Origin of the sequence: Pantoea sp. K16 (assembly GCF_048452805.1) — a bacterium.
Lineage (GTDB): Bacteria > Pseudomonadota > Gammaproteobacteria > Enterobacterales > Enterobacteriaceae > Pantoea > Pantoea agglomerans.
Genome location: NZ_JBLWNV010000004.1, coordinates 1 through 26,736, shown reverse-complemented (window position 1 = coordinate 26,736; position 26,736 = coordinate 1). Strand labels below are relative to the sequence as shown.

The 26,736-nt window shown below is 55.2% G+C and carries 24 protein-coding genes, 3 tRNA genes and 1 pseudogene; 9 read left to right on the top strand and 19 right to left on the bottom strand.

The window, feature by feature from the left end; all coding sequences use genetic code 11:
* Positions 1-39: 39 nt before the first annotated feature.
* From ACK13D_RS06270 to ACK13D_RS06235, 8 genes and pseudogenes are all read right to left on the bottom strand, one after another.
* A complete protein-coding gene (locus ACK13D_RS06270; protein ID WP_010251532.1) occupies positions 40-513 on the bottom strand; it encodes a PTS sugar transporter subunit IIA in 474 nt (157 codons plus the stop codon).
* Between the two features lie 15 nt (positions 514-528).
* Positions 529-1,560: a BglG family transcription antiterminator gene (locus ACK13D_RS06265; RefSeq protein WP_230873606.1), complete on the bottom strand. Its 1,032-nt coding sequence runs from the start codon at positions 1,558-1,560 to the stop codon at positions 529-531.
* Positions 1,561-1,563: 3 nt separating this feature from the next.
* A pseudogene (locus tag ACK13D_RS06260) lies at positions 1,564-2,040 on the bottom strand (HTH domain-containing protein); the annotation flags it as partial.
* Between the two features lie 282 nt (positions 2,041-2,322).
* Positions 2,323-3,714: a hexose-6-phosphate:phosphate antiporter gene (gene uhpT, locus ACK13D_RS06255; RefSeq protein ID WP_010251526.1), complete on the bottom strand. Its 1,392-nt coding sequence runs from the start codon at positions 3,712-3,714 to the stop codon at positions 2,323-2,325.
* A gap of 152 nt (positions 3,715-3,866) precedes the next feature.
* Positions 3,867-5,195 carry an MFS transporter gene (locus ACK13D_RS06250; RefSeq protein WP_418795946.1) on the bottom strand — a complete coding sequence of 443 codons (1,329 nt, stop codon included), beginning with the start codon at positions 5,193-5,195 and terminating at the stop codon, positions 3,867-3,869.
* A 9-nt stretch (positions 5,196-5,204) separates the two neighbouring features.
* Positions 5,205-6,704, bottom strand: coding sequence for a signal transduction histidine-protein kinase/phosphatase UhpB (gene uhpB / locus ACK13D_RS06245; protein ID WP_418795944.1), 1,500 nt, complete (start codon positions 6,702-6,704; stop codon positions 5,205-5,207).
* Positions 6,701-7,294 (bottom strand): transcriptional regulator UhpA, encoded by a 594-nt coding sequence (gene uhpA / locus ACK13D_RS06240; RefSeq protein WP_010251517.1) that lies wholly within the window; start codon positions 7,292-7,294, stop codon positions 6,701-6,703. Before uhpA ends, uhpB begins: the two co-directional genes overlap by 4 nt.
* A gap of 181 nt (positions 7,295-7,475) precedes the next feature.
* On the bottom strand, positions 7,476-8,144 hold the full coding sequence (locus tag ACK13D_RS06235) for a YecA/YgfB family protein (protein WP_010671734.1): 669 nt from the start codon (positions 8,142-8,144) through the stop codon (positions 7,476-7,478).
* 240 nt (positions 8,145-8,384) lie between these two features.
* Here ACK13D_RS06235 and ACK13D_RS06230 point away from each other — a divergent pair, with 240 nt between their 5' ends.
* The 3 genes from ACK13D_RS06230 to ACK13D_RS06220 all read left to right on the top strand — a co-directional run bounded on the left by ACK13D_RS06230 (position 8,385) and on the right by ACK13D_RS06220 (position 11,210).
* Positions 8,385-9,638: a serine hydrolase domain-containing protein gene (locus tag ACK13D_RS06230; protein ID WP_187501345.1), complete on the top strand. Its 1,254-nt coding sequence runs from the start codon at positions 8,385-8,387 to the stop codon at positions 9,636-9,638.
* Between the two features lie 132 nt (positions 9,639-9,770).
* Complete coding sequence (locus ACK13D_RS06225) at positions 9,771-10,277, top strand: RcnB family protein (RefSeq protein ID WP_033759783.1); 507 nt, start codon at positions 9,771-9,773, stop codon at positions 10,275-10,277.
* 219 nt (positions 10,278-10,496) lie between these two features.
* Positions 10,497-11,210, top strand: coding sequence for a GNAT family N-acetyltransferase (locus tag ACK13D_RS06220; RefSeq protein ID WP_341576077.1), 714 nt, complete (start codon positions 10,497-10,499; stop codon positions 11,208-11,210).
* A gap of 16 nt (positions 11,211-11,226) precedes the next feature.
* Here ACK13D_RS06220 and ACK13D_RS06215 read toward each other — a convergent pair whose 3' ends face one another.
* The 3 genes from ACK13D_RS06215 to ACK13D_RS06205 all read right to left on the bottom strand — a co-directional run bounded on the left by ACK13D_RS06215 (position 11,227) and on the right by ACK13D_RS06205 (position 14,852).
* Positions 11,227-11,730: a hypothetical protein gene (locus ACK13D_RS06215; protein ID WP_089414595.1), complete on the bottom strand. Its 504-nt coding sequence runs from the start codon at positions 11,728-11,730 to the stop codon at positions 11,227-11,229.
* 219 nt (positions 11,731-11,949) lie between these two features.
* The gene (gene opgB, locus ACK13D_RS06210) at positions 11,950-14,241 is read right to left on the bottom strand and encodes a phosphatidylglycerol--membrane-oligosaccharide glycerophosphotransferase (RefSeq protein WP_341576076.1); all 2,292 of its coding nucleotides are present in this window, start codon (positions 14,239-14,241) and stop codon (positions 11,950-11,952) included.
* 221 nt (positions 14,242-14,462) lie between these two features.
* A complete protein-coding gene (locus ACK13D_RS06205; protein WP_010671724.1) occupies positions 14,463-14,852 on the bottom strand; it encodes a tautomerase family protein in 390 nt (129 codons plus the stop codon).
* A 102-nt stretch (positions 14,853-14,954) separates the two neighbouring features.
* On the opposite strand from ACK13D_RS06205, the gene ACK13D_RS06200 reads away from it, so the two are divergent.
* Positions 14,955-15,872, top strand: coding sequence for a LysR family transcriptional regulator (locus ACK13D_RS06200; protein WP_033787426.1), 918 nt, complete (start codon positions 14,955-14,957; stop codon positions 15,870-15,872).
* Here the strand turns inward: ACK13D_RS06200 and ACK13D_RS06195 are convergent.
* Complete coding sequence (locus ACK13D_RS06195; protein ID WP_192034208.1) at positions 15,849-16,862, bottom strand: glycosyltransferase family 32 protein; 1,014 nt, start codon at positions 16,860-16,862, stop codon at positions 15,849-15,851. The genes ACK13D_RS06200 and ACK13D_RS06195 overlap by 24 nt on opposite strands.
* Positions 16,863-17,366: 504 nt before the next feature.
* On the opposite strand from ACK13D_RS06195, the gene ACK13D_RS06190 reads away from it, so the two are divergent.
* A complete protein-coding gene (locus tag ACK13D_RS06190) occupies positions 17,367-18,332 on the top strand; it encodes a hypothetical protein (RefSeq protein WP_033769593.1) in 966 nt (321 codons plus the stop codon).
* Here ACK13D_RS06190 and ACK13D_RS06185 read toward each other — a convergent pair.
* The gene (locus tag ACK13D_RS06185; RefSeq protein WP_052271132.1) at positions 18,314-18,868 is read right to left on the bottom strand and encodes a histidine phosphatase family protein; all 555 of its coding nucleotides are present in this window, start codon (positions 18,866-18,868) and stop codon (positions 18,314-18,316) included. The genes ACK13D_RS06190 and ACK13D_RS06185 overlap by 19 nt on opposite strands.
* Positions 18,869-19,448: 580 nt before the next feature.
* Here ACK13D_RS06185 and ACK13D_RS06180 point away from each other — a divergent pair.
* From ACK13D_RS06180 to ACK13D_RS06170, 3 genes are all read left to right on the top strand, one after another.
* Entirely contained in the window at positions 19,449-20,837 is a 1,389-nt protein-coding gene (locus tag ACK13D_RS06180) for an MFS transporter (protein ID WP_132499297.1), read from the top strand.
* An 86-nt stretch (positions 20,838-20,923) separates the two neighbouring features.
* On the top strand, positions 20,924-21,946 hold the full coding sequence (locus ACK13D_RS06175) for a LacI family DNA-binding transcriptional regulator (protein WP_029519642.1): 1,023 nt from the start codon (positions 20,924-20,926) through the stop codon (positions 21,944-21,946).
* Positions 21,947-21,957: 11 nt separating this feature from the next.
* Entirely contained in the window at positions 21,958-22,944 is a 987-nt protein-coding gene (locus tag ACK13D_RS06170; RefSeq protein WP_010251479.1) for a nucleoside hydrolase, read from the top strand.
* A gap of 144 nt (positions 22,945-23,088) precedes the next feature.
* On the opposite strand, the gene ACK13D_RS06165 is transcribed toward ACK13D_RS06170, so the two are convergent.
* The 3 genes from ACK13D_RS06165 to ACK13D_RS06155 all read right to left on the bottom strand — a co-directional run bounded on the left by ACK13D_RS06165 (position 23,089) and on the right by ACK13D_RS06155 (position 25,733).
* Positions 23,089-23,553 (bottom strand): YbaK/EbsC family protein, encoded by a 465-nt coding sequence (locus ACK13D_RS06165; protein ID WP_010251476.1) that lies wholly within the window; start codon positions 23,551-23,553, stop codon positions 23,089-23,091.
* A 94-nt stretch (positions 23,554-23,647) separates the two neighbouring features.
* Positions 23,648-24,442, bottom strand: coding sequence for a siderophore-iron reductase FhuF (gene fhuF, locus ACK13D_RS06160; RefSeq protein WP_010251473.1), 795 nt, complete (start codon positions 24,440-24,442; stop codon positions 23,648-23,650).
* A 193-nt stretch (positions 24,443-24,635) separates the two neighbouring features.
* Positions 24,636-25,733 carry a GGDEF domain-containing protein gene (locus ACK13D_RS06155; RefSeq protein ID WP_064690539.1) on the bottom strand — a complete coding sequence of 366 codons (1,098 nt, stop codon included), beginning with the start codon at positions 25,731-25,733 and terminating at the stop codon, positions 24,636-24,638.
* Between the two features lie 231 nt (positions 25,734-25,964).
* On the opposite strand from ACK13D_RS06155, the gene ACK13D_RS06150 reads away from it, so the two are divergent.
* Positions 25,965-26,249, top strand: coding sequence for a DUF1435 domain-containing protein (locus tag ACK13D_RS06150; RefSeq protein ID WP_010251467.1), 285 nt, complete (start codon positions 25,965-25,967; stop codon positions 26,247-26,249).
* A 161-nt stretch (positions 26,250-26,410) separates the two neighbouring features.
* Here the strand turns inward: ACK13D_RS06150 and ACK13D_RS06145 are convergent.
* The 3 genes from ACK13D_RS06145 to ACK13D_RS06135 all read right to left on the bottom strand — a co-directional run bounded on the left by ACK13D_RS06145 (position 26,411) and on the right by ACK13D_RS06135 (position 26,729).
* Positions 26,411-26,497 (bottom strand) — tRNA-Leu (locus ACK13D_RS06145).
* A 28-nt stretch (positions 26,498-26,525) separates the two neighbouring features.
* A tRNA-Leu gene (locus ACK13D_RS06140) sits at positions 26,526-26,612 on the bottom strand.
* A 30-nt stretch (positions 26,613-26,642) separates the two neighbouring features.
* Positions 26,643-26,729 (bottom strand) — tRNA-Leu (locus ACK13D_RS06135).
* Positions 26,730-26,736 lie beyond the last annotated feature (7 nt).

Sequence of the window (26,736 nt, the reverse complement as noted above, 5' to 3'; positions counted from 1 at the left end):
CCTCCTTAATTTTTTAATTCATGTTGCTCTCCGGTTTATTCAGGCTCCCGATCGGGATAACAGTAAATGAAACATCTCTTCGCGATGCGGGACATTAAGTAATTGCTCGACGACATCCTCATCGCCTAACGCGATGGATATTTTGGCGAGCATTTTGATATGGCCCACATCTTTATCGGACTCTTTTACCGCGAACAGAATAACCAGCCGGACTTTGGTGCCGTCGATGGTTTCCCACGGAATATCCTGGCGTAAACGACCGACGGCAATGCGGGTTTTGGCGACGGCGGCAGATTTGCCGTGCGGAATAGCAATATGGTTTTCAAATCCGGTAGAGCCTAATTCCTCACGCAGATAAACATCTTTCAGGAAAGCGACTTTATCGGTGACGGCGCCGGTCTGGCAGAGCAGGTCGGTCAGTTGAGAAATAATCTGCTCTTTGGTCTGGCAATCGACATCGAGAATAATGCACTCTTCTTTTAATACTTCGTTAATAGCCACGGCTGTCGTCATTTTGCTTCTCCATTATTAATTAATCGAATTCGATACCAGACACTCCGTTACCCGAGCGATATCTTTCGCCGAGAACAGGGCCGAGACATACACCACCGGTTTTTCCAGCGGTTCCAGCCGGATAGTGGAAATCACCACGTCACACTCATGTCGTTTCAGGGAGTCAGCAATATTTTTCCCTGGCACGATGTCGATAATCTTCCAGTCGGGAAAGGCACGGATAATGCGTCCGTAAAGCAGCTGCGAGGTGCCCAGGCCGCTGGAGCAGACCAGCAAGACCCGTTTTACCTTGATGCTGTTTTCGATGGCCGCCTGAATATGCACCGTCAGGTAAGCCACCTCATCGTCACTGATCTCATCCAGGCTGTACTCCTGCGTCAGCTGGCTGATCACCGCTTTCACGGCGGCAAACACCGTTCCCAGCTCGGTCTGGATATCATGCAGCAGCGGATTTTTAATCCGGATGTGATATCTGAGGCGGTTCAGCATCGGCTTGATATGCGAGGACAATGACGCCTGCAGGTTCTGGTCGGTAGTGATTTCGATGTTGATGCGCTGCGCCACCCGGGCGATCAGCGCCTCAGCAAAGCGGGTTTCACGCTCTGAAATCAAGGAGTCATCGTGCTGTGGTGACTCACCACCCGCCTTACCGGAGGAGACCAGATACTGATAGATGGAGTGAGACTCCTCGGCCACCAGTACCGTGTTGTAGGCAGTCTCAATGCGCTCTATCACCGCCAGTGACACCTGCCAGGCGTGATGGTCGCTGACCCGGTTCATCGACACCGCGCGGGCGTCGGTCCTGTGCATCGGCGAGTGACTGCGGTGGATCAGTACCAGAATATGCGTAAATAAATTGATGTAGTAAGGATCGCTTATCGTATATTGCAGCTGCTGTTCAATAAAATTAATTAATTGCAGGGTAAAATGGACAGCCTGCTGACCAAATTTCTCTGAAAGCTCCTGCAGCGTGCTTTCATCCAGACGGCTTTCCATCATGTCCTGACGGTTATAAATCGATTTTAACACCAGCGCTTTCATCGCCATGCGAATATTATGGTCACTGCCTTTTATGCTGGTTCCGACACGGCTTTTTAATAAGGTTAAATCAAACTGATGTAACCATGCTTCTAATGTTTTTAAATCATTCACTATCGAAGCACGGCTGATGAAATATTTATCCGCGAGTTCGCTGATGGAGGAACTTTTTGGTGAAAGCATTAATAAATCCGACGCTATTTTCAGCATCCTGAAGTTGCTGCTGAAATCATCCACCTCGGTTGAGAAAATCCGGCGAGCGGCTATTTCAGACTGCGCATCAGCGAATTTAATTGTGATCCCTCTCCCACTTTTTCCGCTGAGATTGATTCCCTGGTCAGAAAGTTTTTCGTTAATGTCGGCAATATCGCGGCGTAGAGTTCTGGGTGTAATAGACGTTTTTTCTGAAATAGCGTGCAGGCTCACATAACTGTTATGAGAAATAAGCTGTCGCATAATCGTCAGTTGCCGTTCAGTCAGCGCCTTCATCATCATCAGGTTCCGCTTAATCCGTTATTCGCCTTGTCAGTTATCATCTAAACAAAGGCACTATGCCATGTAAATATTAAAACATGGCCACAACCTGGTGGTCAGGCTGACCACCTGACAGTGAATTTCTTAAATAATCGGGTACGAGATGAAAGAATAAGTGAAAGGGAATGGGAGGGTTTGGCGGGCTGACTGGCAGTGATCCGATTGGTGGGACTACATCAATGGCTTAGAGCGGAACCTGGCGGGAAAGCCCGGCTTACGCCGGGCCCGGTTTTATCTTTACGCCATCTTTAAACGCTGTAGCCGTTTCTCGCGGCGAATCTTACGCTCTTCCATCACGGCAACCAGCGCCATCAGGCAGATACAGGCGATAGCAGCGGCATCCAGTGCGGCAAAGGTGCCTGCCCAGCCGGTCAGGCCAAATATCGGCGTGCCGTCGGCAATCATGCCCAGGCCCAGTTTGGCGAAGCTGTCACCAATCAGATAGGCGAAGGTGCCTTTGATACCATCCGCTGCGCCAATCGCTTTTTTCGGCACAAAGCCGACCGCGGCGACGCCGATTAACAGCTGCGGGCCAAACACCAGGAAGCCCAGGGCGAACAGCGACGCCAGATAGACATACTGGTTGCTGGCATGCTGATAGATCCCGAGCGTGGCAATAATCAGCGCTAACGCGACGCAGGCGACCAGCGCACGGCGGCCATTGGCCAGATCGGATAACCAGCCCCACATCAGCGTCCCCACCAGTGCGCCGACTTCAAACAGGGTAAAGCCCTGAATCGCCACCTCTTTAGAGAGCTTCAGCTCCTGGAAGGCGTAAACCGTTGACCACTGATCGATCCCGATGCGCACCACATAGAGGAAGATGTTGGCGAAGCAGAGCAGCCAGATCACCTTGTTCTTCAGTACGTACTCAACAAAGATCTGCCATTTGGTCATCGACTCATCTTCAGCTTCTTTGTCCTCATCGCTCAGCTCTTCGTCAAACAGCTCTTCGGCCTTGCCCAGGCCATAAGACTCCGGAGAGTCGCTGCCGTAGCGCAGGCCGATAAAACCAACAATCAGCGCGATAATAGACGGGAAGATAAACATCCCAATTACGTGGCCGTTGAACAGCACATTGGCGCCAAACAGCGCAACGCCTGCCGCACCGGCACCGCCGAGGTTATGTGAGATATTCCACATGCCAAGATAGGTGCCACGCTTGCGGCGCGGCGTCCATTTGGTAATGGTGGAGTAGCTACAGGAGCCGCCGGTACTCTGGAAGAATCCGCTTAAGGCATAGAAGGCGATCATCAGGAACAGGCTGACGGATCCGGTGCCCATGCTGGCGCTGAAACCCAGCATACAGATGGCCGAGAGGATCAGCATAAACGGCAGGAACTGCTTGGTGTTTTTGCCGTCAGCATAATAGGAGACCAGGGTTTTACCGACGCCATAGGTGATGGAGAAGCCCAGACCGATCATCCCCAGCTGCGTCATGCTCAGTCCGTAGGTGGTGATCATATCGTTCTGCGCGATATTGAAGTTTTTGCGGATCAGATACATGGTCAGGTAGCCGATAAAGACCACCAGATAGGACTGCATAAACGGCTTGAACCACATCTTGCGCCGCAGTTCGATGGGCAGATCCAGCGTCGGTCTGCGCACCTGTTTGAGGAATGCCAGCATGGAAGGGGATTCTCCTGGTTGGAATAGCTGCAATGGGCAGCGAATGGCTGGCATTGTAAAAACCTGCCGCCAGACTGGCCTGAGACAGCATCCAGGCGAAACCAGGAAAATTTCTTAGTTTTGCCCCACTCGGGGCAAAAAGGAGAGGCGTATCACGCTTCAGGCAGGGCGCGCGGCGCCTGAGCATTTAAAAACGGCAGCAGAAGCAGGGCGGATATCCCCGCCGCCGTGGCAATCACTGCAAAGAAGCCGCTCCAGTGCCAGACGTCGATAACCCACGCCAGCGGCCAGCCGGAGAGGGACGCGCCAAGATAGGCGAAAAGGCCGACGAAGCCGGTTGCCGCGCCTGCCGCATCTTTATGGGAACACTCGGCTGCCGCCATACCAATCAGCATCTGCGGGCCAAAGACAAAGAAACCGGTAGTAAAAAAGCAGGCTGCCTGCATCACGTAACTGGTAAAGGGCATCAGCCACAGTGAGCCGACGGAAAGCAAAATCCCGGCTGCAAAAATCAGGTTCATCGGCCCACGGTTGCCGTTAAACAGCTTGTCCGAGCCCCAGCCCGCGACCAGTGCGCCTATCACACCGCCCAGCTCAAACAGGGTGACTACCGAGTTGGCCGTGACCAGATCTACCCCCAGCGTGTCGGAGATGTAGAGATTTCCCCAGTCATTGAGCGCAGCGCGAACCACATAGACCAGCACGTAACAGAGTGACAGCAGCCAGATATAGGGGTTGAATAGCACGTAGCGGGTCAGGATCGCTTTGCGACTCAGACCTGCGCCTTCCTGCTGCTGCGCCATCTCCATCTCATCCTGTCGCCAGTCGCCTACCGCGGGCAGGCCGACAGTCTGAGGCCGGTCGCGCAGACGCCAGCAGAGAAACAGTCCGGCGAGGATCGCTAAACTGCCCGCAATCATCATCCCGATTCGCCAGCCATAGTGCAGCGTCACTGCACCGATAACGATCGGGATAACCGCACCGCCAACGTTGTGCGCGGTGTTCCATAATGCCCACCAGCCGCCGCGCTCGTTGCGCGAATACCAGCTGGTCAGCAGGCGCGCGCAGACCGGCGCGCCCCAGCCCTGGAAAAAGGCGTTGATGGTCCACAGCAGCGCAAAGGCCCACAGTGAGGTGGAGAAGCCAAACAGGATATTGACCATGCCGGTAGCGATCAGCCCCAGCCCCATAAAGTAACGGGCGTTGGAGCGGTCACTGACGATGCCGGAGAAGAACTTCGACAGGCCGTAGGTGATGTAAAATAGCGTCGCCAGCAGGCCGATATCGGTGCGCATCATCACGCCGCTGGCGATCACTTCCGGCGCTGCCGCGTTGAAGCTTTTGCGGGTAAAGTAGAACAGGGCATAGCCGATCCAGATGGTCGACATGATGTGCCGTCGCCAGTAGCGATAGCGGCTGTCAATCTCACTTTTGTCCTGCAGCGGAGCGGCTTTAGCGGGCGTTTTCAGAAAGTTAAACACGGTGGTTCCTCAGGCCGTACGCAGCGGCAGATGCACGCTGACGCGGGTTCCATGGGTGCAGGAGATAGTCAGCGATCCACCCAGCGCACTCACGCGTTCGCGCATCCCGACCAGACCAAAGCTCTGCTGACCGGAACCTGGCGGCAGACCGCAGCCATCATCTTCAATCACCAGCAAAACGCGACCATTCTGTTGCCAGCCTTTGAGCATCACGGCGCTGGCGCTGGCGTGTTTCACAATGTTGTTCAGCCCCTCCTGACAGACGCGAAACAGCGTGACGCGCTGCGCTTCGCTCAGCAGCGTCTCATCAATACGCCACTCAAGGTGACTGACGATGCCGCAATCCTCCAGCTCCATCTCACGCATCAGGGAGCGAACTGCCTGTTCAAGTGACAGGTCATCTAGCTGGCGGGGTCGCAGACGTCCCAGCAGTCGCCGCACTGAATCGTAGACACCCAGTGAGAGCTGCTCAATATGGACGCCGCTCTGGATCACCCGGCCATTATCCGGCGCAAGGCGCTGCACAATGCCCGCCTGGGTGCGGATTGCCGTAATCGTCTGACCGATGTCATCGTGCAGCTCGCGCGCCACCTCCTGGCGCACGTTCTCTTCTGTCTCGACCAGCCGTTCCGCCAGGCGCCGGTTGCGTGCCAGCTCACTCTGCAGCGACTGATTCAGCTCGCGCAGCCGCTGAATACCGGCACCCAGCAGCAGTCCGGTCAGGCTTTGCGCCAGTAGCGAAAGCAGGAGATCGACCGGATGATCGTGCCAGGTCTGGCTGGCGATCAGCGCGATTGCGTTCATCAGCGTAGCAATCAGCGCACCCTGCCAGCCGTAGTGCCAGGCCAGCGCAATAATCGGCAGCGCCAGACAGAATGGCGTAAAGCGTGACAGTTCAGCGGGCAGGCCAAGCTGCAACCAGAGACTGATGACAAACAGCAGCAGATACCAGATAAGATGCCGGGCGCGCCAGTTGACCGGGTGCGAGACCAGCGCCGGTCCCAGCGGCTGCCAGCGGGTGCTGGTGAGGTAGTGCCAGATGACCAGGCAGGTCGGGGCCAGCGTCAGACCACCGGTGAGCGTTAGCAGCAGCGCGTTCAGCATCTCCTGCTGTCCCGCCCACGCCAGGGATTGCAGCAGCGCCGCGGCGATCAGAGCCGCGCCCTGGCTCAGCAGCGTGCGCCAGTCACGCTGATGGCGGTAATGGGAGATCAGCGCCACCGGCAGCAGCGTCAGTACACTGCCCGCCATTAATAGCGGCAGATGCGCCAGCGCGACCACCTTCGCCAGCCAGATCAGCATGATCCACTCAGCTGCCAGCAACACCGGCCAGTAAGCGCGTGGACATTGCAGCATCAGCCCCAGACGCAGGCCAAACGGGAATAGCAGCACCGCCAGCTCCGGGCGTTCCACCAGGTGCAGGCTGATACTCCACAGGCAGAACCAGGCCGCCGAGAAGATGAAAAAGCTGGCGACAACGGAGATCAGCCGCGAAACACAGAGGCTCATTGCCAGCCATCAAACATGCGGCGCGCCAGCTCCACATCATTGCTGACGCCGAGCTTCTCCATCAGATTCGCGCGGTGGACATGTACGGTTTTCGGTGACAGCGCCAGCTCAACGGCAATTTCCTTTACCGCCATGCCCTGCGACAGTTTTTCCGCCACCTGACGTTCGCGTCGGGTCAGCGGGTCCTGCCGACCAGCGGCCAGCTTGATCGCAATCTCTGGTGTCAGATAACAACCGCCTGTGGAGACCGTGCGCACCGCCGCGATCAGCTCATCGGGACGACAGCGTTTAGAGAGGAATCCACGCGCACCGGCATTAAGCGCCTGCTCCACCAGGGCCGGACTGTCATGGACTGACAGCATGATGGTGGCCAGGCCCGTCGGCAGCTTGCTCAGCAGCTCCAGCCCGGAGAGATCCGGCATCGAAATATCGCAGATACAGACCTGAACGCCCCGGCCCGGTAAACCTGCCAGCGCCTCACGGCCAGAACCAAATTCCGCTACGACCTGGAAATCCGATTCCAGGCCCAGCAACTGGGCAAAGCCGGAGCGGACGATAAGGTGATCGTCAATAAGCGCGATGGTGATCATGTTTATTCCTGGCGGGTAAAATCGCGCTTACCTTAGCGATAAGCACGAAGCTGTTCAAGTCGTGAGCAGTCTATTCAGGTAAGGGAATGAGTAGAGTGATGCAGGTCAAACTGTCGTGGATCGTGAGAGAAGCATGCCGGGCTGAATAGCCGCCCGGCAGATCGTGAGGCTAAGCAGTCGATCAGTGCAGGCAGCACTGCTTGTATTTTTTGCCGCTGCCGCACGGGCAGGGATCGTTGCGGCCGGGCAGCTTCTCTGCCGCGACAGGCTTCTGGGGAACGGGAATCGCTTCTGGCTGGGAGATCCAGTGATCGTGCAGCGCCAGCGCAGCAGGACGGATAGCTTCAATGCTGGCTTCCATCTCGTCCGGCGTCATGGCATCGATCTTTTCAAGATTCTCTTCCACGCCGTGCAGAGCGATGGCGTCCAGCGCAGGTTGCAGGTCCTGCGGCAGGGCAGTCCAGTCGGTCAGCGCGACACCGCGCATGTAGCCGAAGCACCACTCTTCCACCACGGTAAATTCCAGACCTTCCATTTCACGGATGCCAAACAGCGGTTCGAACTGCTCAGGGAATTCAGATAAGCGGTCAGCCACATCATTCATATGCTGGAAGCAAAGCGACATAAAGCGCGTCATTTCACGCTCGTTGCTCCATTTTGGGATCTGCTTCTCGCCACCCCACAGTGCCACCAGCCACTGGCTTGGCTCGACGGTGACGGGACCGGAGAGTACGGCAGTCAGCAGGCCGTCGAGCTCGGAGACATCAATAATCGATGCTTCGCTGCCATATTTTTCCAGCATATCTTCCAGCCATTGCAGCTCTTTTTCGGACAGTGGGCCTTCTTTCATGCGGTTGCCTCCCGGGCATTTCAAAAATTTCAGCGGCGTTGAGCCTTAAAACCGCAGCAGTGTACACCCTTGTGGACTGCAACACAGCTAACCCTGTTCGGGCGTGCTGCGGTGATTAAACCGCGTTTAGCACCACTTTCACCCCGTTGTGCAGGCGATAGCCCACAGCACTTTATGGTACATTTTTGCGCTCCAGCCAGACAGTTGCGTGTTAAATAATAATAAGTAAATGATTAATATATGAAAAATGGATTTACTGGCAGGCCGGCTGTTGCAGTCTCCCTTGCACGGCTGACCCCTGGCGGCCAGTGGATCAGCAGATTAATGACGCGATTCATGCCAGCCTTTATCTTCCTGCTGGCGGGATGTGGAACCCTGTCGCAAACCTCCGCCCCGGTGGGCGACCGCGTTTATCTGACACACGCCACCTTTCATGAAAATGTCGACGACATCGTGCAGCATTACATGCAACAGAAGCAGGTTCCCGGCATCAGCATTGCGGTCATTCATCGCGGTGGCCCGACCCGCTATTACGCTTTTGGCGTCACCGATCGTGTGCATCGCTATCCGATCACGCCCGATACCCTGTTTGCACTGGGATCGCTGAGTAAAGGCGTGACGGCAGAAGTGATTATCCAGCTGGTTGATCAGGGTAAGCTGCGCTGGAGCGATACACTGGCCGATCTTCTGCCGGAAGGCGTTCGCCTCAGCGCTGACGCGCAGCGCATCACGCTGCTGCAGCTGGTGACGCACACCTCGGGTCTGCCGCGACAGGATATGGATCTGACGATGCTGCAGCAGTTCGTTCGTTATCTGGACACCGGCGAGAACTTCTATGGCAATCTTGATAGCGACAAGCTGCTGAGTTATCTGGCGGACTTCTCTGCACCCGCGGTACGCATGCCACACTACTCCAACCTCGGCTATGCGCTGCTCGGTTATATCCTGCGCACGCGTTGTCATCAGGATATTCAGACGCTGGCGTCACAGCTTATCTTCACACCGTTAAAAATGAACCAAAGCAGCTTTGTACCGGAAACGCTGGCGGGCTATCCATTGCGTGCGCTGGGCCATGCAGGTGATCAGCCAAAATTAATCCGCCGCGGCACGCTGACGCCTGACTGGCATTTTCACGGCAACATGGTGGCCGCGGCCAGTCTCTACAGTAACGCGCGCGATCTGAGTGCTTATTTGCGCGCACATCTCAGCGCTACCGGTGATGCTGCGCGGGACCGGGCTTTCGCGGCGGTAGATCAGGCGTGGTATCAGCAGGGCGCGCAGGCGCAGAATATCGCCTGGGTGACCGACACTTTCGAAGAGCAGCAGATCACCTATCAGGTGGGCTATATCGGCGGCTATGCCAGTTTTATCGGCTACGATAAACGTAACGGCAATGCGATTGTGGTGCTGCAGAACGGCTTTAACTGGAGTAACTATTTAGGCATTGCGTTGTTGGTCGATCTGGCAACTCAGGATAAAGTGGTCGGACAGTGATCCGCTACCTGGCCTGTGTGCAGTAAAGTGAATAGCGCTGTTTTTCCTTACACATAGCGTCAGTGCGCCGGAACTGAAGTGCGATAAACATTGTCTTTAGCCTGACTGTCAAAATTCAACGTGGAAATCATTATGCGCAGGACTCAACGTGTACTTTTATCAATGGGATTACTGGTTGGCTCGCTGAGCCTGATCCCCGCTGTACAAGCCGCTGGCGAAGCAACGGATACCGTTCCGCCACCGCCGCAGATTCAGCCTGCTAATCCGGATGCGCAGCCCGCTACGCCTGATACGGGCAGCGTTCAGCCGGATGCCGGTGGCGCGCAAAGCCAGGCGCCGACCAGCTCACAATCTAATGATGGTATTACGCCGACCACGCCGGCACCTTCCAACGGCGCGCACCCTAATTACGACCTCAGCACCATCATCATCGACTACAAACAGTACCAAATCGGTGACACAGTGCCAGAGAAGTACACCGATAAAACGTACACCATCAATGAGTGGCAAAAGCGTAATCTGCCTGCTCCGCAGGAAAACACCCACTGGGCCTATATCAACGCCAATTACATTCTTATTACCAATGACACCGGCAAAATCGTCATGGGTAAATCGGGCGATATCTTCTTCCGCGGTTAAAATCAGCCGGTCGTGATGACCGGCTTTTTTTTAGCTCCCAGCAGAAATTTCACCTGCCCGCCGCGATTGTTCCTGCTCTGCCTCTCCTACGACTCCTCATGTGATGCTTCAACAGCCGCCATCGGCCTGCGCCGGAATAACCCTTTTCTAATAATCCAGGTGCATAATCCGCCAGCATCGTGGCAATCTACTGACCTCTATCTGTAGCCAGGAGACAACATGCCACAACATACCAATCAGTTCGGACAGCCGGTCGGTGAGCCAATGCCAGACTGGCAGCCCCGACCTCTGCCCCAGCATCAGGTTTTTATTGGCGAAGTTTGTCGGCTGGAGCCGTTCAGTGTGGCGCGTCATGCTGAGGCACTGTTTGAGGCATGGGCGCTGGCTGAAGATGGGCGTGACTGGACTTACCTGCCTGCCGGTCCCTTTACCGAACGTCCGGCATGGCAGGCGTATGCCGCACAGCTTGAAATTAGTCGCGATCCGCTGCATTTTGCCGTGATCGATCTCGCCACTGAGCAGGCGGTGGGTAGCCTGTCGTTAATGCGCATTCAGCCTGAACATGGCGTGATGGAAGTCGGGCATGTCATGTTTTCGGCCCGGCTGAAGCAGACCCGCATGGCAACGGAGGCGCATTTCCTGCTGATGCGTTACGCCTTTGAGACGCTGGGTTATCGCCGTTATGAATGGAAATGTGATAGCTGTAACGCCCCTTCCCGTAAAGCGGCGGCACGTCTCGGTTTTCGTTATGAAGGCGATTTCCGTCAGGCGATCGTCTACAAAGGGCGTTCACGTGACACCAGCTGGTTCTCGCTTATCGATAGCGAATGGCCGCAGGTGAAAAAGGGCCTGAAGCGCTGGCTGGCGGAGGAGAACTTTACCGCCGACGGTCAGCAGCGCGAAAAGCTGGAGGCGCTGCGCGACAGACTCTGACCGGGTGATAACGGGATCACATTACAATATCTTTCAGGACCGCCGCCAGCAGGGTGGTGGTCATGAGAATAGATAACCGTTTGATCCAGCGCATATCGGTGGTCAGAGTAACAACGTCATTTCTGAGGCTGTCCACAGCCGAAGTTAATCGGAAATTCATTTCACTGAGAGCGACATCCAGCTTATCCACCTTGGCTTCTAACTGATTAAAACGGATGGCCAGTTTGTCCGTTTTTCTTTCAACATGGCCAAGCCGCTCGTCTATCTGATGTACTTTTGTTGTGAGCTGACCAAGCCGCTCATCTATCTGATCGACTTTGGTTGTAAGCTGCCCGAGCCGAATATCTATATGGTTGGCTTTGGTCTGAATCTGACCGAGTTGCTTTCCAACCTGCCCGCCTGGCTGCCTCTGCTGCATATCAGTAAACACCTCCACCATCGCCTCCGCTTGCTGATCGTCGATCCCTGCCTGTTGCAGCGCTTTAAAGGCTTTGTGGGTACTCATCATTGTGCTTGTCATCACGACACCTCCCTGTGCACTTCAGCGATAACGGCATCATGACAGGCAAAAGACGTATCGCCACTAAGCCGGTTATATTTTGCGCGCCTCGCCGAAAAATATCAATTAGTACAACAAGTAACGTGCAACAGAGTGCGGGCTGTCTCGCAACATTTAGTTGATGGCAGGATGAGGCGACTCTGCGGAAATCCGCAGAGTCGGAAAGGGAAAAAGCGGGCGTCAGGGCTGTGGCACGATTTTAATTTCAACCATGCCGATGCCCAGTTTGCGCGGATCCTGACCGGTGATATTGCCGGTGTTACTCAGCTGTGGTTCAGGTGGTGCAATCACCAGACGATGGCTGGCGCCTGGGTTATCAAAATGCAGGGTATGTGTCGATATCTCTTCACTCAGCGACAGCAGTTGCTGCTGATCGCCCACCCGAACCGGAATCGCCCGGTGCGCATTGGGGCCATACGCACGCGCGGTGATCACCAGATCGAACTTCGCGGGCAGCGCATCGATATAGTCGATATGAACCTCGGGCGCGAGATTAGCGTTAGACCAGCGTCCCCAGCTCTCTGGCCGTGAGATGCCGCTGAAGCTTTTAACACTCTCCGGTGCGCCAGGCACGTCGAGCCTGAAGCTATCGGCGCTGTAGCGAATGTTGTTATCTTCAATACGGATCTGCGCGAGGTTCTGCTGGTAACGCGCATCGCTGATAGCGCCCTCGGGGAAACGGACTTTGCCTTTCCACTGCGGTTTGTCGACATGCGTCACCGACGGCGTGCCGCCGAGCTGTCCCATCGCCACACAGAGATCGCCGGAGAGTGCCAGCGAAGGCTGCCAGAGTCGCGCCATTTTAAAACAGCGATCCACCCAGAGAAATTTATCGGCTGAGGCGAAATCCGCCAGCTGATAGCGCAGCGGTGCCGAATATTCCCCCTCCGGCATCGGCTCAACGTGCTTATCACTGATGCGGAACAGAATCGGCAATTTGAAGGTGGTCCCCGAGAAGCTGAAGATATTCTTCGCCTGATCCACCGTGAAGTTGTCTATCTTCTTCGGGAAGTTCCACAGCTGGATAATGTCGGGCTTCCAGCTCGCCACCTTACTCTTCATATCGTCGAACTGGGTGGAGAGTGAAAGCGATGAGAGGCTGCTGCGGCCCAGGCCAATCGCGTTATCGCCGCCGAGAATATCGAGCAGCGTGGCGCCGTTATCCAGCGTGCTGCGCTTCGCCTCCATCAATTCCGCCTGCGGCTTGTCACCACGGATCACCATGAAAAGATTGCGACGGGGCTGTTTGACCAGCCACGGATGCGCAGTGTTGTTCATCGCCAGATGATCCGAGCTCACCACAATCACGGTGTTTTTGAACCACGGCGACGCTTTAATGCGCGCAATCAGGCGCGCCACATGCTCCTGCGAGCAGGCGACCGCACTGAATGACTGATTCGGTTTGCCCTCAATGCTGTAGCTCCTGCGATCGCAGCTGCGTGAGATAAATCCGTCAGGATGATGGGTGTCGACGGTCAGCGTAAACAGCGCAAAAGGTTTACCGGCCTGAGAGAGTTCCTGATACTTCTCAAACACCTCATCCATTACCGTATCGTCGTAATAACCCCAGTTATTACGGTAGGTGGGATCGGCGACGCGGCTTTTCAGCTCCTGCGAACCATAAAGGTTAGCGGGATCAAAACCGTGTGATTTCAGGAAGACATCTTTCCCGGCGAAACGCAGATCGGCACCCTGAATAAACCAGTTCTCGTAGCCGGAGTTCTTCAGGATGTCGCCCAGACAGACGTTCTGAGGATAGAAGCTGGAGAGCGATGCTGACGCATTGCCATCAAACGGGGCAAACAGCGGAATGCCACACTGTGAGGCGACCATGCCCGCAATGGTGTAATCGGTACCTGGCAGCTGTTCGGTTTCGCTGAAGTCGATGCTCTGCTCTTTCTGCCGGCTCAGCTCCGGCGCTAAGCCGGGAAAGGCGATAGGGTCAAAATAGGTGCGCTCTAGGCTTTCACCATAGATGTAAACCACGTTGAGGTGCGGCTGTTCAATGCGATTACGCGGCACTTTATAGAAGTTGTCGAAGTCAGAATCTGCCAGTTGGGTATGCGACACAATCAGGGTCGCGACCTGGCGAAAGGCCGGGGTAGTCTGCACCGAGCCGAGTGCACAGGCGGCGGCCAGCAGCGACCAGCCCATGTGATGCGGACGCTTACGCCGCCGCAGAATCCACGACAGCAGGCAGAACAGCAGAAACAGCACGATGATCAGCCCAATCGCCGGCACCACATATTTACTGATACCCGCGCCGGTCAGACTGTTGGTCAGGGTATAAAGCACCGCATCGTTGATGCCGTCACCGGTAAAATAGTTGCTGGCATAGAGGGTGGCGTTCAGCACAACGAAAAGCACCAGCAGAATAAGAACGACAATAAACCAGAATTTGTTACGCCCGGCTTTACAGGAATAGATTGCAATAGCGGCCAGAAACAACGCGACGGACACCAATTCGGACAACGGCAAATCCTCTCTTCAGGGCTACGCGAGGCTTCACGCAACCGGCCACCTTCGGGGGATGGTTTTTCGACAATCTATATTGGCTGTAATCCGGCTGCAACATATCCGGCCCGATTTGTGCGGTGAAGAGCAGATTGGTTTATTGTCATTTCAGAAGTGAGGTTATCAGGCGTGACGGTGGCTGGCGCGCACCGTCAGCAGAGCAGAAGTCAGGGCGATTTTCAGAGTTTGCCGGTGAGATATTGTGCTTCGCCGTCGGCAAAACTCCAGTCACCTTTGTCATTGGTGATAAAGCTGATCATTAAATCGTTGCCCTGCACACCACAATGCTCACGCAGCTCACGCGCCAGCTCGGCCATAAACAGCTGTTTCTGTTCACTGCTGCGTGGGCTGGTATAGACCCGCACCATCACCAGATTATCGCTCCGGCTGAATCCCAGTCCGGTATCCTGAAACACCATCTGGTAGTGCTTGTTTTCCTGAACAATCTGGTAGCGATCGCGTTCCGGCACCTTAAAGGCCGTGAGCACGGCGCGGTGTGCCGCATCCAGCAGTGTACGAAGCTCTGATTCTGAACGACCCTGGATAACATCAAATTGCAGCAGTGGCATAGCGGATTCCTCCCGGTGATTAAGAACCTTATGGTGACCCCTTTATCCGGCGGGAAAAAGCGCGTAGCCTGAAATGATTATTCACTATAGTGAACAATCACGATGAAAGAGATGAAAACGGATACGCTGTGGGATCATCTGCACTGGCTGACCGTACTGGCAGAGCAGGGCAGCTTTACCCGCGCGGCAGAGCGGCTCGACGTCAGCAAGGCGGCGATGAGTCAGAAAATTAAAGAGCTGGAGGAGATGGCCGGTGTGTTGCTGGTACAACGCACTACGCGCAGCGTGCGGCTGACCTCTGCCGGTGAGAAGCTGGTGGAGGAGCTACGCGAGCCTTTTGCCCGCATTGAACAGAGTTTTTTCAGCGTGCGGGATACCGCCGGGCCGGTGCGTGGCCTGGTGCGCATTACCGCACCGGTGGCGTTTGCCCGTCAGCAACTGGTGCCGATTATCGGTGAGTTTCTGCGTGATTATCCGCAGGTGCGTCTGCAGCTGGATGTGACTGACCGCATTGTGTCGCTGAGCAGCGAGGGATTTGATCTGGCCATTCGACACAGCGACACCCTGCCGGAAACCCACGTGGCACTGCCGCTGTGTGACACACGGACATTACTGGTGGCATCACCCGCCTATCTCAACGAACAGGGGATACCGCAGTCGCCGCAGGATCTGGCGCAGCATAACTGCCTTTACTATCCACGCGGCGTCGAATCACCGCGCTGGCGATTTACCACCTCCGCGGATAGCGAACAGGTCCAGATACGGATTCAGGGCAGCTTTGCCACTAACAACAGCGAGTCGATACGCGATGCGGCCCTGCAGGGGTTAGGGATCGCTATGCTGCCCGATTTCAGCGCCCGGGAGGCGCTGGCAGCAGGGTCATTGCAGCAGGTGTTGCCTGCGTGGCAGCCGGTTGAGGCCTTTGCCGCCCGCCTGTGGATCGTACGACCCTGGGCGGCGCAGGTGCCCCGCGCGGTCACCACGTTTACGCACTGGCTACGCGCGCGCTTTGACCGTTGATGGCAATGCCAGCGCAGGTGGCGTGGTGTGCATCATCTCGCCAATCAGGCTGCTGCGGTTATATAAACCAAGCCGCAGATTAAAGTCGAGATGCAGCCGCTCGTTGCCGGTTAATTTTATAATGGGTGGCGGCGTCTGTGGCCGCTGCTGAAACATCACTGACTGCGCAAAGGCGCTGCTGCTGTCGGCATGCAGGCGCTGATAGAACCAGGCGCTGGCTTCACTTTTACGCAGATAGAGATTCGCCCGCCGGTATTCCCGCATCGCAACCTGCTGCGCCAGCGACAGGAGCTGACGAGACGGATTCTCCATATTCTGCACAATCAGCGGAAAATCATCACGCTTCTTCAGCTCATGGAAATAGTTGCGGATACCGACGTTTTTAACCGGTGCCAGCTGTTTCAGCCATTCGCGGATAAACGGATTTTGCGGGGCGGCAGCAAGAAACCAGCTCTCGGTGACCGGCGCAAGCAGGTTCAGCGTCGATTGCTCACCATAGTAACCAATGAGATCCATTGACCGCGCTTCGTGAACGCGATGCACCCAGGCGAGATTCTCAAACAGCAATGTGCTGCAATCAATGCCGATGCCGCCATAACGGTGAATCAGCTCAAGCCGGATGATTTCACTTTTATGTGCCAGCGTCAGATCGGAAGAGATAAAGTTGAGATCGGGCAGCCACTGCGACAGGGTGCGCTGCGTAATCAGATAAACCTGGTGGTCGGGGTTGTCCCGCCGGATTTTACTGATATTCAGCGCCATCGAGGCAGGCAGGTGATCGTTATGCCAGACCATCCAGACGATTTTTGGAATCTCCGGCAGATCTTTCTGCTGCGCGATCAATACGACATTATCTTCCTGATCCGGATCATATTCCGGTGCCCGACAGAGTTTCTGCTGTTTTCTATTCCATAACATCTGGCTACTGAACGATATTCTTTTCCAGTTACGCCAGATTTTATGCGCTGGACGTTGGCGATGTGAAGTCATGGTACACCTGTTATTTTTATTTTCCCGTCATAGTGCAGGCTCTGCCCGTTCCGCCAGCGGCGGGAACGGCCGACATTGCATACTGGCTGCAATCCCGATGAGTGCGGGAATTAATGAATAGTTTTCCCTGGTGGCGACGCAGTGCTGGAGCGCGCGATAGTTTCCTCACGGCTGTTTAATTGCACTGCACCTTTTTAATAAAACATTATTTACACATTAGCTATGTCTTTTTTTGACTTTAGGATAATACGGAAATAATCCGGTCACGTTATGAAAATAATAATGTCGTCACTGTTAATCATTTATTTAAATGCGGGAATAAACGCAGTTAAGGAATATCTGAATATTATTCTTAACCTGCGCGTTATCCTGCGGCCCGGGCCACAGGAACAGTGGCTATTGTCCTTAACTGGTGGTGTAAGCCCGGCTCATCAATCCGCGGAATCAGACAGCCTGAAGAGGATTGTCTACGCTTAAGAAAAACTTACTGAGAAAGGAGCGCGCATGCAGAGTGAATCTTACGGGTTACTGGCGGTTGATAAGCAGGGTAATCGCGTCCTGTTTCTTAATCCGGAAACCTTCGCGGTCGAGCGGGAACTGAACGCTTTTCCACCGCGGCCGCATGAACTCCTGATGCTGGCCCCCTGGGGTAAAGCCTATGTACCCATTTTTGGCGACGGCGTTCATGGTAATAACCCGCATCCGGGTCACAAAGTGGCGATTATCGATTTACAGCGTCGGGAGATCAGTGGCTTTATCGATCTGTCGCCGCTGCGGGCACCCCACAGCGGGCAGCTGGGCCGCGATGGCAAAGTCTATCTCTGCTGTGAGCAGAGTGCCGCAGTGGCGGTGATCGATCCGCAGAGCGACAAAGTGGAAAAAATCATTCCAATTCCTTCTCACAACGCGCATCGCCTGACGCTGTCACCCAGCGGCCGCAAGCTGTTCACCGATAACGAAGAGGATGCGACCATCACCGTGGTGGATCTCTGTGAAGCAGAGGGGCGGGTCATCGACACCATCCTGCTGCCCGGGCCGATTGCGGGCATCGCTGCCTCTCCGAAACACCCCTATCTGGTCGCCAGCGCCGCTGATGCACCGTTGCTCTATGTGATTGATCGGCAAAGCCACCGCATTCGCCAGCGCCTGACGCTGCCGGGTCATGAACGGCCCTGTCAGGTGGTACGCTTCAGCGCCGATGGCGAGCAGCTGGTGGCGATAGGGGATCAGGAACCGCTGGTGACGCTGTTTGACGATCTGCTGAATCCGCTGGGCGACATCCGGGTAGGTAACATGCCGATGGACGGCTGTTTTACGCCAGACAGGCAACAGCTGCTGATTGCCAATCAGGATGATGGCACGCTGAGCGTGATCGATCTGGCGCAGCGTAAAGTGATTGCCACGCCGCGTGTCGGAACGGGCTGTGAGGTGCTGGGTTATTTTCCAATCGGTCAGATAAACGGACGATGATAGATCGCGGAACTCCAGTGGCGGCTGCTGGCGTGCTTCTCCGCCTGCCAGCCGCGTTTACGTAATTCGCGCGCAATCATCTTATTCATGATGCCGTGGCCCAGCAGCAGCACCGTGCCATGCCGTGAGTGATCGATCAGCTTCTCTGCCGCCGCGGAGGCGCGGCTGCGCGCATGTTGCAGCGACTCCGCTTCACCCGCATACCCGCAGAACCACAATAGCCGCAACAGGGCCAGCCAGCACAGGGTAGGCAGCTGCACCGCGCCGGTTCGCAGCAGTGGCACGGCGACTTCGCTGAACACGGCATCAACCTCATGGGGCTGCAGACCGAGCTGGCTCAGGGAGGATTGTGCGCGGGGCAGGGGACTACAGACAATCACCGCGGCCTGACGTGCAATCTCAATACTGCGCGGCGGCGGCCCGTCACTGACCTGTGACTGATCGTAGGCTTCGCACCAGTCTGCCAGCGCCTGCACGCTCTGGCGACCTGCCGCCTGATGATCGGGTTTACCATGTCGCATCAGAATAATGGTCATAACACCTCTGCCCGGACTTTTTGTCAGAGTAACGTATTGTCTGCGCTTACAGAGATTTTTCAGAATAAATACACGTGTCATCTCATGGTCACAGGCGTGTGCGACAACAGAGCCCGATGAAAGGATTTTAGTCAGTCTTATAACGCTTAATCATAAGAGAAAATGGTAACTTATAGTCGATGGTGATTTTTTTCAGGGGATGTGTTGCGGGTAACTGGCTGAATTTGCGCTAAAAATGCGTGATGACGGGATGTAATAGTGAAGTTTTACTAATAATTTTCATCAGGATCTATTGATTTATCTACGCGCGTAGATACACTAGGTCCCCAGTGATTGCTCACGGTGCCCGATGCACAGTAGGCCCATCGATTGTTAAGTTACATTCGCTCAGTTTAAGCGACCGGTGAAAAATACACCGGCGAAATGGGGCGAAGAACAAGATTCCAACACCAGGGAATCCTTTAACCTTTCATCATGGTTAGTCAACTGAACGTCGTCACCGGGGAATTTCCGCTTTTATCAGGGAATCGACCCATGGACGGGCGTTTATCGATCTGCATACTCATTCAGGGATAGGGTTATGACGGCACACAACTCCGTTAATCAGCAGGCATCACTGTCATCCACTTCAGCCGCCGATGAGCGGTTTAACACCCCTTCAGGCCGCAAAGATTTCTGGCGCGCCACTTTCTCATGCTGGCTCGGAACGGCAATGGAGTACGCGGATTTCGCGCTCTATGGCCTGGCGGCCGGTATTATCTTCGGCGACGTCTTCTTTCCGGAATCAACCCCTGCCATGGCACTGCTCTCCAGCTTTGCTACCTGGTCAGTCGGCTTTGTTGCCCGGCCTATCGGCGCACTCTTTTTCGGCTGGCTCGGTGACCGCAAAGGCCGAAAGGTGGTGATGATCTCCACCATCATTCTGATGGGCGCTTCCACGACGTTTATCGGCTTAATCCCGAGCTATGCCTCTATTGGCGTCTGGGCTCCTGCCTGTCTGGTTCTGCTGCGCTTTACGCAGGGTTTTGGCGCTGGCGCGGAGTTATCGGGCGGGACGGTGATGCTGGGCGAATATGCGCCGACAGAGCGTCGCGGACTGATCTCCTCCGTGATCGCACTGGGTTCTAACAGCGGCACACTGCTGGCTTCGCTGGTCTGGTTGCTGGTGGTACAAATGGATCAGCAAAGCCTGCTGGAGTGGGGCTGGCGTATTCCGTTCCTCAGCAGTGCGCTGATTGCGCTGATTGCCTTGTGGATTCGACGTCATCTGCGCGAAACGCCGGTGTTTGAGCGCAGAAAAGCGGAGATGGAAGCGGAACGCGCAGGCGTGCTGGCCGCTCCGGTGGTGGATCAGCGGCCTTTCTTCCAGCGTACCCGTGCCTTCTGGACCATGGTTGGCCTGCGTATCGGCGAAAATGGCCCCTCCTATCTGGCGCAGGGCTTCATCGTCGGTTACGTCGCAAAGGTGCTGATGGTCGACAAGTCCGTACCAACCACTGCGGTGTTCCTCGCGTCATTGCTGGGTTTCCTGATCATTCCTTTAGCGGGCTGGCTCTCTGACCGCTTTGGTCGCCGGGTGGTTTATCGCGTGTTCTGTCTGTTACTGATGTTCTACGCCTGGCCCGCCTTTACGCTGCTCGACACGCGTGAACCGATGCTGGTGATCCCGGTTATCGTGGTCGGTATGGCGCTGGCGTCGCTGGGTATTTTTGGTGTGCAGGCGGCATGGGGCGTGGAAATGTTCGGCGTTCATCATCGCTACACCAAAATGGCAGTGGCTAAAGAACTGGGTTCCATTTTGTCCGGCGGAACCGCACCACTTATTGCCGCTGCTATGCTTTCTTATACCGGTCACTGGTGGCCGATTGCGGTTTATTTCTCGGCGATGGCCGCAATTGGGTTCTTTACCACCTTTGTCGCGCCTGAAACGCGAGGGCGGGATCTCAATCTACCTGAAGATGCCATCTAGCTTTGCCTGAGGATGCCATCTGCCAGGATAGCGCGAAAAGCAGCAGGCCGTGTAAAGCGGCCTGTTTTTTTATGGAGGAACGTGATGTGCCTAAGTCGTTAACGGGAAAAGTGACCCGAAGTGAAGTTGCGAAAGCGGCAGGCACCTCAGTGGCAGTTGTCAGTTATGTCATCAATAACGGGCCTCGTCCGGTCGCCGAGGCGACCCGTCAGCGGGTACTGGAGGCGATTAAAGCGACCGGTTACCGGCCAAATGCGGCAGCACGCGCACTGGCATCCGGCAACACCAAAACCTTCGGACTGGTGGTGCCCAACATCGGCAATCCTTTTGTGGCCTCAATGGCGCACGTGTTGTTGCAGGAGTCGATGAATCACGGCCACGTCATGCTGCTGGGTGATGCAGGTGATGACCGCAAGCGCGAACTGGAGTTAATTCAGGGACTGCTTAATCGGCAGGTCGATGGACTTTTTTACAACAGCGTTGATCGCCATCCTTACATTGACCTGATTAAAGCCAGCGGTACGCCACTGGTGATGCTGGAACGGGTTGAGCCTCAGCCGGGCGTTAACATGCTGCGGGTCAATGAGCGTCAGGCCGCCTGGCAGGTGACGGCACATCTGTTGAGTCACGGTTATCAGCAGGTCGGCATAATCAGCGGCCCGGTGGATATGCTTAACGCGCAGGATCGTATTCAGGGCTGGCGTGATGCCATGCAGGATCGCGGTCTGCCGATTGATGAATCGCTGATGTTTCCCGCCAGCTACACCCCACAGGGCGGATACGCTGCGGCACAAACCATGATCGCCCGGGGTCGTGTGCCTCGTGCACTGTTTACCAGCAACGAAGGTCAGGCGATTGGCGCGCTTCGCGCCTTTTCCGAACATCAGATTCGTGTGCCGCAGGATGTGGCGCTGGTCTGTTTTAACGGTACCAATCACTCGTCGTTTCACGTCCCGACATTAACGACCGTGCGCCAGCCACTGCGTGAGATGGCTCGCTCTGCGATTCATATGCTGAAAGAGGGACAGAGCGAAGCGCAATTAAAGGAGTTTCCACACTACCTTGAAATCGGTGAATCCTGCGGCTGTGAGCCGCAAAGCCAGAGTTAGCCTATAAAAATATGAAAAGAATTATTATTGACTGCGATCCCGGCAACGGTATCGCGGGTGCCAACACCGATGATGGGCTGGCGATTGCGCTGGCCTTAGCTTCACCTGCACTGTCGCTGGAATTGATCACCACCGTGGCCGGTAACACGCCATGTGAAGTCGGCGCGCGCGTCGCTAAAGATCTGATCGTCCGGCTGGGATTATCTATCCCGGTAATCCAGGGGGCGACGCAGGCGCTACAGGAAGATCCTGCGCCGTGGCGCGAGACGCTGGATAACCGGGTCAATCAGCTTGCGCTGGGTAAGATGTGGCAGGGCGTGCGTCAGCCAGCGGATATCGCGGCGGATGCGTTTGATGCTGCTGACGCTATCGGCAAACTGATTTGCGACAATCCGGGCGAGATTACCCTGGTGGCGATTGGCCCGCTGACGAATGTGGCGCTGGCAATGCAGCGCTATCCCGCCATGGCCGACGCTGTGGCGGAAATTGTCATCATGGGCGGCGTGTTTACGCTGGATGATTATATCAAAGACACCAATTTTGGCCTGGATCCGGAAGCGGCCCATCAGGTGCTGCACAGTGGTGCAGCAGTAACGCTGGTTCCGATGGATGTCACCACGCAGACGCTGCTGACCCAGCAGGATTTGACCCGCCTGACCGCCGTCGATCATCCGTTGACCGAATTTGTGCGCGATACGCTGCGTCCGTGGATCGACTATTCGATGGCGACCCGGCAGCTGGCGGGATGCTGGATCCACGATGCGCTGGTGGTCGCCTGGTTGCTGAATCAGCGGGTCGCTTCAGGCATCGATTACCGGGTGGATATCGAACTGCGTCCCGGTGCGACGCGCGGCAAAAGCTGGCGTTATCGTCAGCCCCTTCGGCTCACTGTCGGCGTGCCTGAGCAGTGCGGCGCATCGGTACATGTGCTGCATCGTGTCGATAACACGCTGCTGTTATCGATTATTGAACAGGCATTTAAGCGCCTGAAATCCTGATGTCGTGGGCGATTAACTCGTCCGCGTGCTGGCTACGGCGGATCGGTTTCCTGAAGATCGCTGTTGCCATCAAACGCTGACGGTATCCGTCAGTTTATCAGCCGCATCAGGACGCGGGCAGAAGGTGCTAGCTGATACCCGGCATTACATTGCTTCGCACACGTCGATCCAGCGGGCGTTAGTCAGTTCAGCCATCAGCTGTGGGGTAATGCGGACGGCGCTGTGGATAGCGCCGGCGGCGGGCAGGACTTCCTCGAAACTGCGTAGTGAGACATCACAGTAAACGGTCAGCGGATTCTCAAGACCGAAAGGACAGACGCCGCCCACCGGATGGCCGGTCCAGTTAATCACCTCGTCCACGCTCAGCATTCGCGCTTTCGCCCCCAGCGCCGCTTTCAGCTTGCGATTATCCAGCCGGGCATCGCCTCGTGTCACAATCAGCACCACGTCGTTTTTCACTTTCAGTGACAGGGTTTTGGCAATCTCTCCTGGCGTCACGCCATGGGCGCGGGCAGCCATCCCGACCGTCGCAGTGCTTTCGGCCAGTTCAATAATTTCAATTTCAGGGGCGTGTTCGGCGAAGAACTGGCGCACGGACTCCAGGCTCATCTTTCTCTCCAGGCTGATCGAAGGCGTAAAAATTGCCACAAGCCTCAGTGCCTGTAAACGAGATAAACGGAGAATTCAGCGTAATTAAGTCTGTTTAGCTGCCGCTCAGGGTGCAGTTGCCGCATTGTTCGACATCGGGAATGCGATAACGCTGGCAGCAGCTGCGACGGACCAGTTCGCCGTTGCGCGGGATCATGGTGCGGTAGAGCGGGTTTTCGCTGCCATCCAGCAGCCGCTGGTTGAAGAACAGCGCCTGCTCCAGTTGCAGCACCAGCGACTCATCGATCTGGCTTTTCAGCTCACCCAGGAACCACTGAAATGAGTAGCCCATATTGTTCCAGATGAGTCGGGCGTTGATATCACCATGCTGCGTAATACCATTGACCACCGGGATCAGATGCTGCTGAATCAGCCGATCGATACGCTGCTGAGGGTTAAGATAGCGCGCTTCTTCATCCTCCTGCACATCGATCCAGAAAGTGGCCGGATGACCATTCTCATGAAAACCGACGCGGATATGCTCTGGCGAGCAGTCCAGCGCACGCGACTCCTGCAACAGCGCCATGATCAGTGTTGGCAGCAGCAGGCCAAAATACCATTGCGCCCAGAGTGACAGCACCGGTTTCGCTTCACGAACGGCATCAGGATGATCGCGATAGAGATAATCGCTGTAGCGCTGAATAATTGGGGTAAAGGCTTCTGATTGTGACCAGGCGGCGAGGGTCAGCGTGTCGCGCGGCGCAGGCTGGCTGAGCTTCGTCGATTCAAGCAGATAGCTGCGCTGTTGTTGCAGCCGCTCATGCAGACTTTCCGCCAGTGGACGGTCATTCTGCCGGAAGATCATCGACTGAGCGTTAAAACGCTGTTCCTGAGCTGAAACGGTTGCCATGACGACTCGCGAAAAGTGTAGATAAGAAAGCAAATGATAATCGTTATTGATTAACTCTACAAGTCGTGTAAAAAATCGTCGTTGCGGGTGGGAAAACGGCAGGGTTGAGGTCAGTTATCCGATCGGGCAGAGCAGCAGAGAGCCGGGCATATCGCGCCGAAGCTTCAGTGATTACCGATGGCGTTACGTTTAATTATGCATGTTCACTGGCGGTCTGATGCTGTTTTCGGGGTAAATCTTCCCAGGCGAGAATGGTATTCCGGCCCTGATTTTTAGCCACATATAATGCGCTGTCAGCATTGGCGACCGCCAGGTCAAATTCATTATCATAAATAGGCGCGATGCCGGCACTGATGGTGACGTGGGTTGAAACGGTTTCATTGAAAAGATGAGGAATTTCTAAATCCAGCACGTACTGACGGATTCGCTCTGCCAGTTTCATGGCGATGGAACTGTTCACATTGGTCATCAATACCAGAAACTCTTCGCCGCCATAGCGGGTGACAACATCGCGTGAACGCACCGCATCACGAATTGCGACAGAGACCCGCGCCAGCGCCTGATCGCCCATCGCATGCCCGTAATTATCGTTATAGGACTTAAAGTGATCGATATCCAGCAGCAGCACATAGTGGCTGCCAGCATGGTTTTCCAGAATATTATCGAGCCGGTTCTTAAGACCACGACGGTTATAAAGCCCGGTCAGCGGGTCGAGCATGCTGAGGTCGCTGAATGTCTCTTTCTCTTCGTAGAGCTGATGCATCAGGCGCAGAGTAAAGTTGTCGGCACGGCGGCGCATCAGATGCTGTAGTGAAAAACCAATCAGCGGCAGCGTAATGGTCAGCAGGATCAGCGGCAGGTGCTGCGCATTGTCGAGCAATAAAACGGTGAGCACCGGTGGCGTGACATGCAGACAAAAAGCCCCCAGATAGTCGCTCAGGGCGATGGCACTGATAAATAACACGCTAATCAAACTGATAATAAGAAAGCCACCATCAAAATAGAACACCTGATGAAAGCGATAATTAATATGCCAGGCCCAGAGCATTCCAAGCAGCAGCGCCACAGGATTTAACAGGGGAAGTTTTACTTTAGGCCATATTAAAAGGGAAATTAACATAATGCCGCTAAAGGCCGCGACACTCATTACCGGCAGGGTCGTCTCACTTTGCTCACTGCTCATTATTGGCAGCAGATGAAATAGCGAAACGGCGATATTCAGAAACAGAAAAAGCATCACTGAAAGCCGGTATTTACTCTGTTTCAGTTCTTCATAAGATTGTAATTTCATTATAAGTACTCGTGACGACCCTGAAATACCAAAGCGCACGCCGGCAAAACCAGGTTCTGCCAGACAATGAGCAAATTATTGCTGTTGCTGTTATTAAAGGTGTTATCGGCCGCAATCTAGCATTTTCCAACTGGTCTGTCATCTTCGTTGCCGGGCGTGACAAAAACAGGCTGCAGAGCAGGCAAAACTGTCATATGATAATGGGAATGCTTATCATTTGAGGTTGGTGTCATGGGGATAGCGATTATCGCGGCCTGCGGCCTGTGGGGAGTCAGTTGGGCACTGGGTAAAAAGCTGGATAGTGCGTGGGGCGTGTTGCTGCCGTGCATTGCGCTGCCGCTGTTCGCCTTATGGGAACCGAGCTTCAGCCAGTGGCGGATGGTGATGACGGTTGCGCTGCTGCTGACTGTCGTGATGCTGTTTAACCAGCGGCTGCGTCACTATCTGCTGCTGCCATCCTGTCTGGCGTTAGCGGGCGGACTGGCGGCTGTCTCTGTGAATTTTCATCTGAATTAACATAAGCGGAATGGTTAAAACCAGCGAACGGCGTGAAGCGGCTGGAAAAGGTAAAGCGACCGAAAAACAGAACAACTGGAAAAGGTAAAACGAGCAGGGGGTAAAACGAAACTACAGGGGAACAGAAGAGATGAGCGGGAAAGGCCTGAAGATGACAACGTTGGTGCGAAGAGAGGGACTTGAACCCTCACGTCCGTTAAGACACTAACACCTGAAGCTAGCGCGTCTACCAATTCCGCCACCTTCGCATCGAGTTGTCTGTTCATATCACCGCAATGGTGCGAAGAGAGGGACTTGAACCCTCACGTCCGTTAAGACACTAACACCTGAAGCTAGCGCGTCTACCAATTCCGCCACCTTCGCGCAGTGCTCGCGATATGAAACTTGTGATTTTGGTGCGAAGAGAGGGACTTGAACCCTCACGTCCGTTAGGACACTAACACCTGAAGCTAGCGCGTCTACCAATTCCGCCACCTTCGCATACCCG

What these genes read in the sequence shown, in the direction of transcription:
- ACK13D_RS06215 (WP_089414595.1), bottom strand. Translation starts at nt 11,730, where the DNA reads ATGACAAGCACAATGATGAGTACCCACAAAGCCTTTAAAGCGCTGCAA.
- ACK13D_RS06225 (WP_033759783.1), top strand. Translation starts at nt 9,771, where the DNA reads ATGCGCAGGACTCAACGTGTACTTTTATCAATGGGATTACTGGTTGGC.
- uhpB (WP_418795944.1), bottom strand. Translation starts at nt 6,704, where the DNA reads ATGAGCCTCTGTGTTTCGCGGCTGATCTCCGTTGTCGCCAGCTTTTTC.
- ACK13D_RS06200 (WP_033787426.1), top strand. Translation starts at nt 14,955, where the DNA reads ATGAAAGAGATGAAAACGGATACGCTGTGGGATCATCTGCACTGGCTG.
- ACK13D_RS06265 (WP_230873606.1), bottom strand. Translation starts at nt 1,560, where the DNA reads ATGGCGATGAAAGCGCTGGTGTTAAAATCGATTTATAACCGTCAGGAC.
- ACK13D_RS06180 (WP_132499297.1), top strand. Translation starts at nt 19,449, where the DNA reads ATGACGGCACACAACTCCGTTAATCAGCAGGCATCACTGTCATCCACT.
- uhpT (WP_010251526.1), bottom strand. Translation starts at nt 3,714, where the DNA reads ATGCTGGCATTCCTCAAACAGGTGCGCAGACCGACGCTGGATCTGCCC.
- ACK13D_RS06165 (WP_010251476.1), bottom strand. Translation starts at nt 23,553, where the DNA reads ATGAGCCTGGAGTCCGTGCGCCAGTTCTTCGCCGAACACGCCCCTGAA.
- ACK13D_RS06190 (WP_033769593.1), top strand. Translation starts at nt 17,367, where the DNA reads ATGCAGAGTGAATCTTACGGGTTACTGGCGGTTGATAAGCAGGGTAAT.
- ACK13D_RS06170 (WP_010251479.1), top strand. Translation starts at nt 21,958, where the DNA reads ATGAAAAGAATTATTATTGACTGCGATCCCGGCAACGGTATCGCGGGT.
- ACK13D_RS06155 (WP_064690539.1), bottom strand. Translation starts at nt 25,733, where the DNA reads ATGAAATTACAATCTTATGAAGAACTGAAACAGAGTAAATACCGGCTT.
- fhuF (WP_010251473.1), bottom strand. Translation starts at nt 24,442, where the DNA reads ATGGCAACCGTTTCAGCTCAGGAACAGCGTTTTAACGCTCAGTCGATG.
- uhpA (WP_010251517.1), bottom strand. Translation starts at nt 7,294, where the DNA reads ATGATCACCATCGCGCTTATTGACGATCACCTTATCGTCCGCTCCGGC.
- ACK13D_RS06185 (WP_052271132.1), bottom strand. Translation starts at nt 18,868, where the DNA reads ATGACCATTATTCTGATGCGACATGGTAAACCCGATCATCAGGCGGCA.
- ACK13D_RS06270 (WP_010251532.1), bottom strand. Translation starts at nt 513, where the DNA reads ATGACGACAGCCGTGGCTATTAACGAAGTATTAAAAGAAGAGTGCATT.
- ACK13D_RS06230 (WP_187501345.1), top strand. Translation starts at nt 8,385, where the DNA reads ATGAAAAATGGATTTACTGGCAGGCCGGCTGTTGCAGTCTCCCTTGCA.
- ACK13D_RS06195 (WP_192034208.1), bottom strand. Translation starts at nt 16,862, where the DNA reads ATGACTTCACATCGCCAACGTCCAGCGCATAAAATCTGGCGTAACTGG.
- ACK13D_RS06235 (WP_010671734.1), bottom strand. Translation starts at nt 8,144, where the DNA reads ATGAAAGAAGGCCCACTGTCCGAAAAAGAGCTGCAATGGCTGGAAGAT.
- ACK13D_RS06205 (WP_010671724.1), bottom strand. Translation starts at nt 14,852, where the DNA reads ATGCCACTGCTGCAATTTGATGTTATCCAGGGTCGTTCAGAATCAGAG.
- ACK13D_RS06220 (WP_341576077.1), top strand. Translation starts at nt 10,497, where the DNA reads ATGCCACAACATACCAATCAGTTCGGACAGCCGGTCGGTGAGCCAATG.
- ACK13D_RS06150 (WP_010251467.1), top strand. Translation starts at nt 25,965, where the DNA reads ATGGGGATAGCGATTATCGCGGCCTGCGGCCTGTGGGGAGTCAGTTGG.